14 protein-coding genes are annotated in these 17026 nt (G+C 35.2%); 12 read left to right on the top strand and 2 right to left on the bottom strand.

The features are described 5' to 3' along the window. Positions 1-27: 27 nt before the first annotated feature. The 7 genes from guaA (at position 28) to yidC (ending at position 8537) form a co-directional block, all read left to right on the top strand. Positions 28-1563 (top strand): glutamine-hydrolyzing GMP synthase, encoded by a 1536-nt coding sequence (gene guaA, locus H7350_RS11930; RefSeq protein ID WP_204346155.1) that lies wholly within the window; start codon positions 28-30, stop codon positions 1561-1563. 77 nt (positions 1564-1640) lie between these two features. Beyond that, positions 1641-3548 (top strand): LysM peptidoglycan-binding domain-containing protein, encoded by a 1908-nt coding sequence (locus H7350_RS11925; RefSeq protein WP_204346154.1) that lies wholly within the window; start codon positions 1641-1643, stop codon positions 3546-3548. Next, positions 3545-3949 (top strand): OsmC family protein, encoded by a 405-nt coding sequence (locus H7350_RS11920; RefSeq protein WP_204346153.1) that lies wholly within the window; start codon positions 3545-3547, stop codon positions 3947-3949. Before H7350_RS11925 ends, H7350_RS11920 begins: the two co-directional genes overlap by 4 nt. A 7-nt stretch (positions 3950-3956) precedes the next feature. Continuing rightward, entirely contained in the window at positions 3957-4499 is a 543-nt protein-coding gene (locus H7350_RS11915) for a DUF922 domain-containing protein (RefSeq protein WP_204346152.1), read from the top strand. Further along, a complete protein-coding gene (locus tag H7350_RS11910; RefSeq protein ID WP_204346151.1) occupies positions 4500-4730 on the top strand; it encodes a DUF3820 family protein in 231 nt (76 codons plus the stop codon). 179 nt (positions 4731-4909) lie between these two features. Then, entirely contained in the window at positions 4910-6550 is a 1641-nt protein-coding gene (locus tag H7350_RS11905) for a CTP synthase (RefSeq protein ID WP_204346150.1), read from the top strand. A 67-nt stretch (positions 6551-6617) separates the two neighbouring features. Beyond that, entirely contained in the window at positions 6618-8537 is a 1920-nt protein-coding gene (gene yidC, locus H7350_RS11900) for a membrane protein insertase YidC (RefSeq protein ID WP_204346149.1), read from the top strand. A 93-nt stretch (positions 8538-8630) separates the two neighbouring features. Here yidC and H7350_RS11895 read toward each other — a convergent pair whose 3' ends face one another. Beyond that, entirely contained in the window at positions 8631-10040 is a 1410-nt protein-coding gene (locus tag H7350_RS11895) for a fasciclin domain-containing protein (protein WP_204346148.1), read from the bottom strand. 84 nt (positions 10041-10124) lie between these two features. On the opposite strand from H7350_RS11895, the gene H7350_RS11890 reads away from it, so the two are divergent. The 5 genes from H7350_RS11890 to H7350_RS11870 all read left to right on the top strand — a co-directional run bounded on the left by H7350_RS11890 (position 10125) and on the right by H7350_RS11870 (position 15886). Then, entirely contained in the window at positions 10125-10829 is a 705-nt protein-coding gene (locus tag H7350_RS11890) for a toxin-antitoxin system YwqK family antitoxin (RefSeq protein ID WP_204346147.1), read from the top strand. A 102-nt stretch (positions 10830-10931) separates the two neighbouring features. Beyond that, a complete protein-coding gene (gene mnmA, locus H7350_RS11885; protein ID WP_204346146.1) occupies positions 10932-12119 on the top strand; it encodes a tRNA 2-thiouridine(34) synthase MnmA in 1188 nt (395 codons plus the stop codon). Positions 12120-12189: 70 nt separating this feature from the next. Then, entirely contained in the window at positions 12190-13797 is a 1608-nt protein-coding gene (locus H7350_RS11880) for a S8 family serine peptidase (protein WP_204346145.1), read from the top strand. Beyond that, entirely contained in the window at positions 13798-14745 is a 948-nt protein-coding gene (locus H7350_RS11875; RefSeq protein WP_204346144.1) for an NAD(P)H-dependent flavin oxidoreductase, read from the top strand. A gap of 46 nt (positions 14746-14791) precedes the next feature. Continuing rightward, a complete protein-coding gene (locus H7350_RS11870; RefSeq protein WP_204346143.1) occupies positions 14792-15886 on the top strand; it encodes an ATP-grasp domain-containing protein in 1095 nt (364 codons plus the stop codon). Here the strand turns inward: H7350_RS11870 and H7350_RS11865 are convergent. After that, on the bottom strand, positions 15883-16836 hold the full coding sequence (locus tag H7350_RS11865) for a TolB-like translocation protein (RefSeq protein WP_204346142.1): 954 nt from the start codon (positions 16834-16836) through the stop codon (positions 15883-15885). The genes H7350_RS11870 and H7350_RS11865 overlap by 4 nt on opposite strands. Positions 16837-17026 lie beyond the last annotated feature (190 nt).

Below are 17026 nucleotides of genomic sequence, written 5' to 3'. Positions count from 1 at the left end.
ATCTAAAATCAATTATTACTTTTGCACATGCAACACAACAAAGTCCTAATTTTAGATTTCGGTTCGCAATACACACAGCTTATTGCGCGTCGCGTTAGAGAGTTAAATATCTACTGCGAAATTCATCCTTTTAATAAAATTCCTGTTGATTCTGAAAGCTTCAAAGCGGTTATCTTATCTGGTAGTCCAAACTCGGTGAGAGGTGAAGATGTACTGCATCCAGATTTATCACAAATCCGAGGAAAAAAACCAATGTTGGCCGTCTGTTATGGCGCTCAATATTTGGCGCATTTTTCTGGAGGAGAAGTTGCCGAATCCAATACACGAGAATACGGAAGAGCCAATTTAAGTTTTGTCAAGCAAGACGAAGACTTTTTCACAGGAATCTCTAAAGGAAGCCAGGTTTGGATGAGCCACAGTGATACCATCAAACAATTGCCAACCAATGGTGTTTTATTGGCAAGCACTCATGATGTTGAACATGCCGCTTTTAGAATTGAAGGCGAAACAACCTACGCTATTCAATTTCATCCAGAAGTCTATCATTCGACCGATGGGAAACAACTACTGGAGAATTTCTTAATCCATATTGCTCAGGTTGAGCAAGATTGGACACCAGATTCATTTGTTGAAGAAACCGTTTCAGATCTTAAAGCACAATTAGGAAACGATAAAGTCGTTTTAGGTTTGTCGGGAGGTGTTGATTCTTCTGTTGCAGCCATATTATTACACAAAGCGATTGGTAAAAACTTGTATTGTATTTTTGTTAATAATGGTTTGCTTCGGAAAAACGAATACGAAAGTGTTCTCAAGCAATATGAGGGCATGGGACTTAATGTAAAAGGTGTAGATGCTTCGGCACGCTTTTTGGATGCCTTAGAAGGTGTTAGCGATCCTGAAAAGAAACGAAAAGCTATAGGTCGCGTGTTTATTGAAGTTTTTGATGATGAAGCTCATCTCATTGAAGATGTGAAATGGTTGGCTCAAGGGACTATTTATCCTGATGTCATCGAAAGTGTTTCGGCGACAGGTGGTCCGAGTGCAACGATTAAAAGCCATCATAATGTTGGAGGTTTGCCTGATTTTATGAAATTGAAAATCGTAGAGCCATTAAAAGCTTTATTTAAAGATGAGGTTCGTCGTGTAGGCGCTTCAATGGGAATGGACGCATCAATTTTAGGACGACACCCTTTTCCGGGACCAGGATTAGCCATTAGAATTTTAGGTGATCTAACTCGGGAAAAAGTACGTATATTACAAGAGGTAGATGCGGTTTTTATCGATAACCTGAAATCTTGGAATTTGTACGATAGCGTGTGGCAGGCTGGAGCAATTTTATTGCCAGTTAATAGCGTTGGTGTTATGGGTGATGAGCGTACTTATGAAAAATGTGTGGCGTTAAGAGCTGTTGAAAGTACCGATGGAATGACTGCCGATTGGGTGAATCTTCCGTATGAATTTTTGCAGAAGACCTCCAACGAGATCATCAACAAGGTGAAAGGTGTGAATAGAGTTGTATATGACATTAGCTCTAAGCCGCCAGCAACAATTGAGTGGGAGTAAGTTTATCGCCTTCAATGAATTGATAATAAACATAAAATTTCCAAAGTCAAGGAAATTTAGAATATAAAATGGTTTAAATGAAAAACTACATCTTAATACTAGTTGTAGTGCTGTGCAGCTGGTCTGTATTTGCACAAGAGTATAAAACTCATAAGGTTAAAGAAGGTGAAACTATTGAAAGTATTGCTAAGCAATATTTGGTAACTCCTTTTGATATTTATGCATTAAATCCTGATGCTAAGAAGTCTATCGATTCTAATACGGTTTTGATTATTCCTAATTCTAAGGTCAAAAATGAACCCATTCCTGAAACAACGAAAGAGCTTATTGGATACAGAAAACATAAAGTTAAGCGCAAGGAAACTCTCTATAGTATTTCTAAAAAATATAATGTAGAGATAGAAGATATCAAAAAGCATAATACGTCCTTATATGCTGAAAACCTTCGGAAAGGCGATCGTATCCAAATCCCAAAGTTTAAAACCATAGTGAGTAAGGTGTCTTTAAATAATACGGTTAAAAAGTATAAAGTATTACCTAAAGAAGGCAAATGGCGAGTCGCTTATAAATTTGGAATTACTGTTCCTGAACTAGAAGCTTTAAATCCCAATTTAAGTGAGGTTTTACAACCAGGTCAAGAAGTAAATGTGCCTAACATTAGCAATAATGAGGAAAAAACAGTTGAAGAAGAATTTAACTATTATACCGTTCTCAAAAGTGAAGGTTATATGGCACTTAACCGAAAATTAGGAGTTACTCAAGAGCAATTAGAGGCTTTAAATCCTGAATTAAAAGAAGGTGGGCTCAAATTGGGTATGGTACTAAAAGTGCCTTCAGATGTTAAAACAATTACTACTATTGAAGATCTTGAGAACACTAATTTATCTAATAAAATCATTAACCTAAGTCAAAAGAAAATAGCTTTAATGTTACCTTACCGAACACATCGAATTGATGTAGATTCTGTTGGTGAAGCAAAAAAGGCTATTAAAAAAGACGGGTTGTTGTCGGTATCATTAGACTTTCATGCTGGAGCTTTAATAGCGATAGATTCTGCAAAGCGTTTGGGAATTTCAACGTATTTAAAAGTATTTGATACAAGGAACCAGCCTTCTGAAATTTCTAAAATTTTAAACGATAATGATTTTTCAGAATATGATGCAGTTATTGGGCCTTTATTGCCAAATAATTTAGATCGTGTCGCTTCAGAATTGAAAAAAGATAATATTCCGGTGATATCACCTTTAACAATGCCTACAAACTTATATAGTAATGTATTTCAAACGATACCTTCTGACGAGCTATTAGAAAAAACTATTGTCAGTTTTGTAAAGTCAGACTCATTGCCAAAACATATGGTGATTATTGCAGATTCTAAACATAAAGCTGTTAGTAATCGACTGATGACCGAATTTCCTTCAGCTAAACAACTGTTTTCAAGAAAAAACAAAAAAGGTGAGGAGGCTTATTTTATTTATCAAACCGATTTAGAAAATGTATTTAAGCCTGGTAAGAATATCGTATTTCTAGAAACCGATAATGAAGGCTTTGCTTCTAATGTCATTAGTGTAATCAACGGAATGGCTATCAAAGATGTTGAAATTATTTTAATGACCACTAATAAAAATAAAGCCTTTGAAGGTCGGGAAATCTCTAATTATCACCTGTCAAATTTAAAATTTCACTATCCGTCACCTAATAAAACGACAGATATTTCTACAGCTAATAACCCGTTCGTTAGAGCATATCGTAGAACTTATAACGTGAGTCCAAACAAATATGCAGTTCGCGGATTTGATGTAACTCTCGATTTGTTATTACGATTGGCTGGTGGTGACGATTTATATGAAGTGTCATCTAGTGACATAGAAACAGAGTATGTAGAAAATAAGTTTCGCTATTCTAAAAAGTTGTTTGGAGGCTATTACAACGAAGCCGTTTATGTGGTTAAATATGATAACTTAACGATAGTAGAAGCAAAATGATAACTTCAAAAGTGACCTATTTGGGTGATTTAAGAACCGAAAGTGTTCATGTAAAATCTAATAATTCCTTCTTAACCGATGCACCATTAGACAATAATGGTAAAGGAGAAGCGTTTTCACCTACAGATACTATTGCTACAGGATTAGCAAGTTGTATGATAACCGTAATGGGAATTAAAGCCAGAGATCTGGATGTGGATATGACTGGAACTACAGCGCATGTCACTAAAACTATGGCGAGTAACCCAAGACGAATTTCAAAAATTGAAGTGGTTTTAGATTTTCCGTTTGAAGCAAGTCAGAAAACGAAAACCATTTTAGAGCGTATAGCTAATACCTGTCCTGTACATTATAGTTTACATCCAGATATTGAAAAAGATATTACGTTTAACTGGAAATAATACTTAAATGTTAACTCGCTTTTTAATTGTTTTTTTAATAGCCATAAATACCACTCCCAGTAATGAGGTGACTATTCAATGGAATGAAAGTAAAAAACTCACTTGGTCTGACTTTAAAGGCCCTGTTGAGAGAGGCTCAGATGCTGTTGCCGTTACTGCTTCAGGAATTACATTTTCATTTTCTGTACAACAATCCAACGATACATTTGTGAGTTTTGAAGCTCATGCTGATGCTCATTTTTATCCTGAAAAATCATGGTATCTTAAAGATAAAGGCGATGATCATATTTTAGCTCATGAACAATTACATTTTGATATTACCGAATTGCATGTGCGCAAATTGCGGTACGAAATCTCAAAGCTTAGGATTTCTCAAAATATCAAAACTGAATTGCGACATGCACATGAACAAGCAAATATACAGCTTGCTAAAATGCAAAATGCTTACGACACTCAAAGTGAAAACTCAATGAATAAAGAGCAACAAGCTATATGGTCTGCATTTGTAAAAGCAGAGCTTCTAAAGTATAAAGCATACCGTTCTCAATAGATGTTGCAACCTGACAGTACATTTCTCATCAAACTTGCTCATACAAAGATGCCTTATGGTAAATATGAAGGTCGATACCTTATCGATTTGCCAGAGTACTATATTGTTTGGTATCATAACAAAGGTTTTCCTAAAGGTAAGTTAGGAGATATGCTAACTCAGGTTTATGAATTAAAAATGAATGGTTTGGAGTATTTGATTCGTGATATCAAAGAGCGCTATCCGCGTTAGAATTTTACAATTAAAATTTTGAATTGGTTTGTCTTAGAGATTTATCTCTTAAAACGCTACTCCTAATGCGGCAAATTTGATGAGAAGTAGGTGTTTTCTTAAGTTGTATAATAAACCCAAAAACAATGCCTCAATAACTATTTAAATTTTGTAAATTTGCCTGCGTTTAACAGCGCAACATGACAACGACTACTAAATACATATTTGTAACTGGAGGCGTTACCTCTTCCCTCGGAAAAGGTATCATCGCGGCATCTCTGGCCAAACTCCTTCAAGCACAAGGTTACAGAACAACAATTCAAAAATTAGACCCTTATATTAATGTTGATCCCGGAACTTTAAATCCATATGAACATGGCGAATGCTATGTTACCGATGATGGAGCAGAAACCGATTTAGATTTAGGCCATTATGAGCGCTTTTTAAATGTGCCGACAAGCCAGTCAAACAACGTTACTACTGGACGTATTTACCAAAGCGTTATTGAAAAGGAGCGTCGTGGTGAGTTTTTGGGAAAAACAGTTCAGGTGATTCCTCATATTACAGATGAAATCAAACATCGTGTTCAAATCTTAGGAAAATCTGGAGATTATGATATTGTCATTACCGAAATAGGTGGAACTGTTGGAGATATAGAATCGTTACCATATGTAGAAGCCGTTCGTCAATTAAAATGGGAGCTGGGAGAAAATAATGCGATTGTTATTCACCTTACGTTAATTCCTTTCTTGTCTGCTGCAGGAGAATTAAAAACAAAACCTACACAACACAGTGTTAAAACATTGATGGAAAGTGGTGTGATGGCCGATATTCTAGTGTGTCGTACAGAACACGAATTACCTCAGGATTTAAGAGATAAGCTGGCTAAATTTTGTAACGTGCGTCCAGAAGCTGTAATACAATCTATTGATGCGTCTACGATTTATGATGTGCCTAACCTGATGTTAGATGAAGGTTTAGATAGAGTCGTTTTGAGTAAACTGGCACTGCAAAGTACTAAACCAGATTTAACCCAATGGAATCAGTTTTTGTCACGTCATAAAAACCCAATGGGTCAGGTGACTATCGGACTTATCGGAAAGTATGTAGAGCTACAGGATTCATATAAATCTATACTTGAAGCTTTTATTCACGCTGGAGCTGAGAACGAAGTTAAGGTCGTAATTGAATCTATACATTCAGAATATCTAACAGAAAAAAATGCAGCTAAAAAGTTAAAGCATCTGCATGGTGTTTTGGTGGCTCCAGGATTTGGAGAGCGTGGTATCGAAGGAAAAATTGAAGCTGTTAAATATGTACGTGAGCACAATGTTCCTTTTTTAGGGATTTGTTTGGGTATGCAAATGGCAGTTATTGAATACTCAAGAAATGTACTCGGATTAAAAGATGCTAATTCTACCGAAATGGATGAGGCAACTTCAAATCCGGTTATTGATTTAATGGAATCGCAAAAAGATATCGTGAATAAAGGAGGTACGATGCGTTTAGGAGCTTGGGATTGTGAATTACTTGATGGTAGTATTGCAAAACAAGTATATCAAACCAACAGTATCAAAGAACGTCACAGACATCGTTACGAGTTCAATAATGATTTTAAAACGCAAATTGAAGATGCTGGAATGAAAGCTACAGGTTTAAATCCTGAAACAGGTTTAGTAGAAATTATTGAAATTCCAGAACACAATTGGTTTGTTGGTGTGCAATATCACCCAGAATATAAAAGTACGGTGTCTAATCCGCATCCGCTTTTTGTCGCTTTTGTAAAAGCAGCATTAAATTTCAAAAAAAATAGCAATAGTGTCAGTATGGCACAAAACTAATATTGGATAGCTTTTTGATGAAGTGAGTTATCCTCTCCTAACCAATCGGAGAAACTAAATTATACAGATGGAAGAAAAAAAATTCGATTTAAATTCGATTATAGGATTCGTTCTTATCTTCGGAATACTACTCTTCATGATGTGGCAAAATCAACCGTCACCTGAAGAAATTGCAGAGCAAGAAAAGCAAGCTCAGATAGAGGCTGATAAAAAAGCGAAAGCAGATAAAACAGCTAAAGCTAACGATACCAAAGTAACTACAGCAGAAGACTATGCTTTGGGAAATGCTAATGACTCACTAAAAATAGAAGCTTTAAAAAGCAAACTAGGTGCTTTTGCTTATGCGTCTACATTACCTTCAGCTAGTGATTCATATACAGCTGTAAATACGGATGTTTTAGACTTAAAATTCAGTAATAAAGGTGGTTTCGTTTCAGAAGTGATACTGAAAAAATTTGTTGATTACGATTCTGTTCCTATTGCTTTAATTCAGGATGGAAACGAATACTTTAACATTACTTTTCCAACGTCTGATAATAGAATTCTAAACACTAAAGATTTATATTTTCAGCCATCGGTTACCAAAAACGGGTCTAATACTGTGGTTTCTATGAAACTTAAAGTTTCAGAATCTAAGTTTTTAGAATATCGTTATGAGCTTAAACCTGATGAATATATGATTGATTTTTCAATTCGTTCTGAAGGCTTAAACTCTATAGTAAATAGCTCTCAAGAGATTAACCTCGATTGGATGCTAAAAACCTATCGCCATGACCAAAGTATTACTTACGAAAATCGTTATACGCGATTGACGTACATGCACGATGGTGAAAAAATTGATAAACTCGCTCAAATGAGTGATGATGAAGAACTTATTGAAGATGCACGTTGGTTATCCTATAGACAACACTTTTTTAGCTCTATTTTAGTTGCTGAAACACCCTTTAAAAAAGCGACGATTACCTCTACGGATTTAGTAGAAGACGAAGATGTTGATACCATCTTTACAAAATCATTTGCATCAAAACTACCATTGGCATTTTCTAATGGTGAAGCAGATAATAATTTTCAACTTTATTTTGGTCCAACCGATAGTAAAGTTCTTAAACAATATGATTACGATCTTGAAGAAAGTATCCCGTTTGGCTGGGGAATTTTTGGCTGGATAAACAAGCACTTATTTATCCCGTTATTTAGCTTCTTAAGTGGCTTTTTACCTTATGGTATTGCAATTATTGTGATGACAATTTTAATTAAATTATTAATGTCATTCGTACAATACAAGCAGTTTCTGTCACAAGCTAAGATGAGAGTTTTAAAACCTGAGTTAGATGCCATAAGAGAAAAGTATAAAGACAATAAAATGAAAGCGCAGCAAGAAACAATGGCGCTTCAAAATAAAGCTGGAGCTAGTCCTTTGGCTGGATGTTTACCTGGTCTAATTCAATTGCCGGTATTCTATGCTCTATTCATGTTTTTTCCAACGGCTTTTGCCTTACGTCAGAAGAGTTTCCTTTGGGCCGATGATTTATCGTCTTTTGATTCTATTTATGATTTTCCTCCAGGTGTAAGTATTCCTCTCTATGGAGATCATGTGAGTTTATTTCCTATTTTGGCGGCTATTGCAATTTTCTTCTATATGAAAATGACAACGGGTCAGCAAATGGCATCTCAGCCTACTCAAGAAGGTATGCCTGATATGGGAAAGATGATGAAATATATGATTTATTTCTCTCCAATATTGATGCTTGTGTTCTTTAATCAATACGCGTCCGGATTAAGTTTGTACTATTTTATTTCTAACTTAATTAGTATCGGAATTATGTTGGTAATTAAAAATTACATTCTAGATGAAGATAAAATTCATGCTCAGATTCAGGAAAATAAAAAGAAGCCTAAGAAACAAAACAAGTTTCAGAAGAAAATGGCAGATATGATGGAGCAGGCTGAACAACAAAAGCAAGCACAACAGCGACGAAAGAAATAATTTAGTTTTTTCTTTAGCATATTATAAAATGAAAGCGCCTTTAGATGATAACTAAAGGCGCTTTTTATATTGAATAATGAATTTAATTCTATATTAATTCATTGTATCTGGAATTAATACAGACTCAATAGCATGAACGACACCATTAATGGCTTGAACATTTGTAAGTACAATGTCTATATCAGAATTCCCTGCTCCATCTGTAATTTTTGCTGCATTACCATCATTTCCAGGTAGATTAATGGTAATCATATCGCCTTCAAATGTTGTTGGCATAATACCATCTGTTAAATCCTCAGCTCTTACATTAGCACCAGCAATAACGTGGTGAGTAAGTACACTATTGAGTAAATCATCATCAATGTCGGCTGGAGAATTCCAAGCAGGATTACTGTCTAATAAAGCAGTAAAGGCACTATCTAATGGTGCAAATACTGTGAAAGGACCATCTCCAGATAAGGTAGAAATTAACATTGGATTAGCTGCTGAACCATCGGCCTCTTGTAAGGATACCACTAAACTTGATAAGTTTGTGTTAGCAATGGCATGTGTAACAATAGTCGGTAAGTCTATAACTTCACTAACAACATGGATAACGCCGTTAGTCGCAACAATATCAGATTGTAATACTAATGAAGATCCGTTTAACATAACGCCACCATCTATACTGATGTACATGCTTAAATTGTCGCCGTCTGAATTCACAGCTGCAGTACTGACGTAACCAGACATTAAACTTGATGAAATTGCTGTAGTTCCAGCAATAACATGGTTTGATAATATATTCGGAATATCGTTACCATTTGGATTGGTGAAATTACTGAAAGCATTGTTATCAGGTGCAAACACTGTAAAATCACCTGGAGTAGATAGCAAATCTGTAAAAGTTGTATTTCCGCCAGCGGTTAATGCACCTACTAAGTCAGATAAATCTGAATTAGCAACTGCGTGATCTACGATATTTGGTAAGCCAATCACAGCGTCAACAATATGAATTGTACCATTAGTCGCATCAATGTCTGCTCCACCAGATACAACAGATGAAACACCATTAAAAGTGACACCATTTGCTGTATTAAAATAGATGCTTAAATTTTCGCCACCTGCACCATCGGCATTTGTTGATCTGTATCCAGAACCTAAAGCTACTAAATCTGTAGAAGTTAAGTCTGCTGATATCACATGGTTCAATAACACTTGTTGTAGTACGTCTGTCGAAATGTCTGCAAGCTCATTATCTCCCAAAAATGCATCGAAAGCATCATTTGTTGGAGCAAGTACTGTAAATGGACCATTGCCACTTAATACAGTTACTAAGTCGCCATCTGCCGCTTGAAGCGCAGCAACTAAACTACTTAAATTAGGATTTGCACTGGCAATCTCGACAATATTCAAAGGGTTTTGTATGATTGTTCCACTGTCGTCGTCGTCACTACAGCCCTGTAAAGCCAGGGCCATAAAAAATAAAGGTAATAATCTTAAAGTTTTTGAAATAATTTTCATTTTTTTGAGTTTTTTTATAGTTCAACATTAGTAATAAAAAATCAATCTGTTTAACAAATTTATAAAATGATTAAACAAAATGTTATGAAGTCTTATTTTTTTATATTTATTTTAACACTTCTATCTTTAAATTCAGTAGCTCAAAATACTGTAAACCAGTTTGATGAAAACGGAAAACGCCATGGCATTTGGCGAAAGTATTTCGATAAGACCAAACAGTTGCGTTATGAAGGTCAGTTTGATCATGGTAAAGAAATAGACACTTTTAAATTTTATACGCTTAGTAGAGGAAAAAGTGTGTTGAGTGCAACTAAAGTCTTTAATCTAAATGATGATACCGCTTCGGTTAAATTCTTGTCTTCAAAAGGGAAGCTTATTAGTGAAGGTCAAATGAAAGGCAAACTCTATATCGGTAAATGGGTGTATTACCATAATAAAAGTGAAGCTGTCATGTCAACAGAATATTATAATGAATCAGGAGAGCTAGACGGCGAAAAATTTGTGTATTATCCTAATGGAAAAACAGCAGAAAAATCCAATTATAGCAACGGAAAATTACATGGCGAGTCTATCTGGTATGCTGAAAATGGAAATATTTTAAAAGAGTTTCAATATAAAGATGATGAGTTGAATGGTGTATCCAAATATTTTGATGCAGACGGAAATCTTAAAGCAGAAGGAACTTATAGAGACGGACTAAAACATGGCATCTGGAATTATTATGAGGGTGGAAAACTTGTAAAAACAAAAGATCATACCAAACGTAGTAAAAACCCTAAAAAGCAATAGGTAAAACGAATACATTATATAGTTAATTATAATAGCAACAGCACTTCTGTTGCTATTTTTATTTCTTAATTTTGCAGCGAAATATCTAAGAGTAACTATCAGATGAAAAGAGTAATTGTTGGACTATCAGGAGGTGTAGATTCTAGTGTTGCTGCCTATTTACTAAAGGAGCAAGGTTATGAAGTTATAGGTTTATTTATGAAAAACTGGCACGATGACTCTGTAACTATTTCTGATGAATGCCCTTGGCTGGATGATAGCAATGATGCTATGTTGGTAGCTGATAAACTCGGAATCCCGTTTCAAACTATAGATTTAAGTGAGCAATACAAAGAGCGTATTGTTGATTATATGTTCGATGAATATCAAAAAGGTCGCACACCTAATCCTGACGTTTTATGTAACCGGGAAATTAAATTTGATGTTTTTATGAAAATCGCACTAGATTTAGGAGCAGATTATGTCGCCACTGGTCATTATTGCAGAAAAGGAACCATTGAAAAAGATGGAGAAACAGTATACCAATTGTTAGCTGGAGTAGATACTAATAAAGATCAGTCCTATTTTTTATGTCAGTTGTCTCAAGATCAGTTATCAAAAGCATTATTCCCAATTGGAGAGTTAACCAAACCTCAAGTGCGAGATATTGCTACAAAATTAGATTTAGTAACGGCAGATAAAAAAGATTCTCAAGGTCTTTGTTTTATTGGAAAAGTAAGACTTCCAGAGTTTCTTCAACAAAAATTAAAGCCTAAAGCTGGTGTTATCGTTGAAGTTTCAGCAGAGAACAATGCTTATAATTCTAAAGCACCAATATTTACCACCAAAGAAGAAGAACTTCAGTATTTAACAAAAAAGATAAATTATTCTGTCGAAGATGGTACAATTGTAGGAAAACACCAAGGTGCACATTATTTTACAAAAGGACAGCGTAAAGGGTTAGCGGTTGGAGGAACCGTAGAGCCTCTATTTGTTATTGATACAGATGTTGAAGACAATGTGATTTATACAGGGCAGGGAAAACAACATCCAGGCTTGTTTAAAAAAGCATTATTTGTAACTCATGATGAATTGCATTGGGTTCGTGAAGATTTAGAATTAAATGTGAATGAAACCTTACATGTAAAAGCACGAATTAGATACCGCCAGGCACTAGAAAATGCAACGCTTTACCGAGTAGAAAACGGACTTTACGTTGAGTTTGAAAATCCTCAATCTGCCATTACTGAAGGGCAGTTTGTCGCATGGTACTTAGACGACGAATTAGTAGGTTCGGGAGTTATTTCTTAAATTGCAGTAAAGAAATCTTAATGGTAACGATTTAAAAACGACTATGTTTTTAAATGTAATATCAGATGCTATGAAAAAAATCCTACTCATTTGTGTTATGTTTTTGTCTAATCATATGATAGCCCAACAAGACGCCTGGGTATATTTTAATGCGAAAGCGAATGTACAAGCCGCTTTAGATAATCCGATTTCCATTTTAACACAACAAGCCATTGATAGAAAAAATGAGCACAATATTGCTATCGATGAGCGTGATGTTCCTGTAAATGAAGCATACATTACAATGCTGAAAGCGCCCGAAACAGGAGTTACAGTTTTTGCTAAATCGAAATGGTTCAATGCAGTGTTTGTTCGTGGCAGTGAAGCAGCTATTAATGCTTTGGTCGATGATTTTGATTTTGTAGATTCCGTTGAATTTGCTGATAAAAGCCTTAATGCTAATTCTAGGGTTGATATATCTTATGATAAATTTTCAGTTGAAAACGCCAATGTAGTATTCATCTATGGAAGTTCTCAAGATCAGATAGAACAAATCAATGCAAATACATTGCATTTAGATGATCTAACTGGTGAAGGTATCATTGTTGCTGTTTTAGATTCGGGATTTTCTAATGTTGATACAATGCAGGCATTTCAGCGTTTGCGGGACAATGGCGATTTGTTGGATGGTTATGATTTTGTTGATAGAAATGACAACGTCTATGCATTTACAGGAAGCAATCATGGAACAAAAGTATTAAGTACTATGGCAGGTTTTATTGAAAATCAATATGTAGGTTCTGCTCCAGATGCGTCTTATTATTTGTTTAGAACCGAAGATGTTTCAAGTGAAACACCAGTTGAAGAAGCCTATTGGGTTGAAGCAGCCGAACGTTCGGATAGTTTAGGAGTACATATTATAAATTCTTCTTTAGGGTATAGAACCTATGAAAACCCAAATTACACGCATACCAATGAAACTTTAGATGGGAATTCAACTTTTGTGACTAGAGGCGCAAACATGGCTAATGCTAAAGGGATTTTAGTAGTAACTTCATCAGGTAATTCTGGTGCTAATGGAGTTGGAGCTCCAGCTGATGCTACTGGAGTCTTAAGTATAGGAGCTGTTGATATCGACGGAAATTATGCTGCATTTAGTTCTCAAGGGAGTACATTTCAACCAACTCAAAAACCAGATGTTGTCGCTCGAGGTGAAGCTGCATTTGTTATCGATGATGATAATGTAATTGTCAATAATGATGGTACGTCATTTAGTTCACCAATTACAGCTGGTGGTATTGCCTCGCTCTGGCAAGCTTTTCCAGAAGCTACAAATGAGGAGGTTAAACAATTTGTTAGAATGTCGGCATCGCAATACGATTCTCCAGACTATTTTTTAGGTTTTGGTATTCCTGACCTTCAATTAGCATTGAATATTGGACTATCACTTCAGGAAGACGTTTTTTTTGAATTTAAGGCCTTTCCAAATCCAGTAGATGATATACTAAATATTCAAATTCCTTTAACTAATGAATTGACTACACTTCGGGTGTATGATACGCTCGGAAAACTAATTTTAGAGCAAATTATGACAACATCTTCTAACCAAATTGATGTGTCTTCTATGGCTTCTGGTTTTTATGTGATGTCATTTCAGTCAGGTGAATCATCTAAAATAATCAAACTTATAAAATCATAAATGACAAATAAAATTACTGAACTTTTCAACATTAAGTACCCAATTATTCAGGCAGGAATGATTTGGAATAGTGGATGGAGACTTGCTTCTGCTGCAAGTAATGCTGGAGCTCTAGGTTTAATTGGAGCTGGATCAATGTATCCCGATGTATTACGTGAGCATATTCAAAAATGCAAAGCAGCAACGAATCAACCTTTTGGTGTCAATGTCCCAATGTTATATCCTAACATTGAAGAGATCATGGATATCATTGTCGATGAAGATGTGAAAATTGTATTTACTTCCGCTGGAAATCCTAAAACATGGACATCCTGGTTGCAGGACAGAGGTATTGTTGTGGTTCATGTTGTAAGCAGTTTAAAATTTGCTCTAAAGGCGCAAGATGCTGGTGTAGATGCTGTCGTGGCTGAAGGTTTTGAAGCCGGAGGTCACAATGGAAGAGATGAAACCACAACATTGACCTTAATCCCAATGGTGAAAGAGCAATTACATATTCCACTTATTGCAGCTGGAGGCATAGCAACCGGACAAGCCATGCTGGCATGTATGGTCTTAGGAGCTGATGCTGTTCAAGTGGGAAGTAGATTTGTGGCCAGTGAGGAATCATCAGCACATATAGCCTTCAAAAATGTAGTTGTAGATGCAAAAGAAGGAGATACGCAATTGACTCTTAAAGAATTAGCGCCTGTACGATTGATCAAAAATAAATTCTTTAATGAGGTGCAGGAATTGTACAAAAAAGGACCTACCGTTGAAGAATTGAAACAACTTCTTGGCCGAGCAAGAGCTAAAAGAGGAATGTTTGAAGGTGATTTAGATGATGGAGAACTAGAAATCGGACAAATAGCCGGATTGATTCATGATATCAAACCAGCAACACAGATTATTGAAGATATGGTACAAGAGTTTAGAGATGCTCAAAAACTTGTAAAGGAAATCTCACTCTAAAACTGTATATTTGATTGCTATTAAGAATATTACCCTCTTTTAATTAATGAATTCTAGAATTAATGTTTTAATCCCAGATGGCGATAGTACTTGGGCTTTATCAGTTATACAATGCTTGTCGCAAGTTAAGGATTACAAACTTTTTGTGCTTTCTAATAAGAAGCGATCACCTAGTAAATTCTCAAAATACACCTTTTATTACAAGTACTATGAAAGGCCTGAAGAAGCCAAATGGCTGGAGGTCATTAATTCTGAAATAGAAGCACATAATATTGATGTCATAGTGCCAATTGCTGAAAAAGCGTTTGCCTTTTTTATTCGAAATAGTAACCGTATATCCCAAGCTGCAAAAGTGATTGCTTTACCAGCGCTTGATGAATTTAGTATTGCTGTTGATAAAAAGAAGCTCAGTGTTTTTGCAAAACAACATGCAATTCCGCATCCTAAGTCGTTTTACTTACTTTCTCAGGATGATCGAGAGCCAATGCTGTCACATGCCCAATTTCCTTTGCTAATAAAACCTTTAGGCTTAAAAGGTGGTGACGGAATTAAGAAAATAGAAACAGCGGCTCAATTTCCAACAACCATTGAAGCCCCTTTATTTATACAGGAATATATTGAAGGTTATGATATCGATTGTAGTGTTTTGTGCCATAACGGAACTATCTTGGCTCATACTATTCAAAAAGGAAACCTGAAAGGTGATACGATATATGCGCCTCAATTGGGTTTTGATTTTATTGATAACGAAGGTGTTTTGAAAGTGACTACTGAAGTCATGTCAAAACTTAACTGGTCTGGTGTAGCACACTTAGATTTACGATATGATGAAAAAGAAAAGAATTATAAACTTATAGAAATAAATGCACGTTTTTGGGGAAGTGTAGAGGCTTCAAAAGTAGCAGGAATCAATTTTCCCGACTTATGTGTTCGTTTTACTCTTGGTAAAACTCTAGAAGATAACATTTATAAGCACATAAGCTATATGCGTTTAAAGGGTGTCGTAAAATCAATTAAACGTAATCCATTATTCATTTTTAAGAGAAATTATTTAATGAATAATACGGAAGCTAAAACTTTTTTGAGCGATCCTTTACCAACAATTTATAAGTTTAGAGAATGGCTAGGACGTCAGTTTTAATCTTTGTTTTTAGCTAAAATATCAGAAATTGACACTTTATATAATCTACTCAATCCATTTTCATAAATGCTAAACACTTCTTTCAAGCCTGTAATGTTAAGTTTTTTTACAAAAGAGGTTTTTGTAGAATTTCGTTTACTTGTAAAATATAAGGTTTGAGTTTTCATATCTACAAAAGGGCAGTAATCCATTTTATCAGAATTTACTACAGGTCCCATATTTTGAGCAGGACTCCATTGCTGGTTATCTTGTTTGAAACTTATATATAAATCGCCGCTTCCTAATCCATCGTCCCTGTTGTAGCAAGAATAAATGAGAAGCGATTCATCTGGAGATATATAAGCGTTAAACTCATAGCCATCAGAATTTATGGCATCGCTCAAAGGCTTCGGAGTTTCATATGTACCATTATTGTAAACACTGATGTAAATATCATCTTTTCGTTTTAAGGTCGTATTATCTAAAGTGAAATAAAAGTTTTTAGAATCGGTTATGATGGGGTAAAATTCATTCATTTCAGTATTTATAGGAGCTCCCATATTTTGTGGTTCAGACCAGTTTCCAGTTAAATGAGGTCTTGTAACATACCATATGTCAAAATCTTTGGTTTCTACAGATGTATTATCAAGTGGTCTGTTGGAGGCAAAGTAAAGTGTTAGCCCATCACTTGAGAAAAAAGGTTCGATATCGAAATATTGTCCAGAAAATGGAAGTACTTCAGGAGCACTCCACGTCGTATTGTTGTATTCTGAACTCACTAGAGCCGAAACGTCTCCCATAACACTTTGTGCAGAGTAAACGGCTTGAGTGCCATTTTGAGATATGGCCAGATCTCTAACATTTGGAAATTGAGTCACTGCAGATTCTAAAAAAGGAACACAATTAGTTTTGTGAGATTGGGAAAAAGAACAGATAGTGATAAAAAATAAAAGTAAAGCTGAGCGTATCATAAGATTGATTTATACAGCAATTTACAAAACTAGATTCTCCAAAAAATTAAAATTTTGTTAATTCAAGTAAAGCTATAAATGACAAAAAGAGGCCTAGACCTCTTTTTGCATGAAACGTTTTTAACAATAAAATTTTTAAATCCCTCTAAAATAATAGCTAAAAAAGTTTCTACCCCAAATACCTAACCTA

This window comes from Psychroserpens algicola (assembly GCF_014526325.1).
Lineage (GTDB): Bacteria > Bacteroidota > Bacteroidia > Flavobacteriales > Flavobacteriaceae > Psychroserpens > Psychroserpens algicola.
Note: the sequence above shows the minus strand (reverse complement) of the source record. Positions and strands in the feature narration are given on the sequence as shown.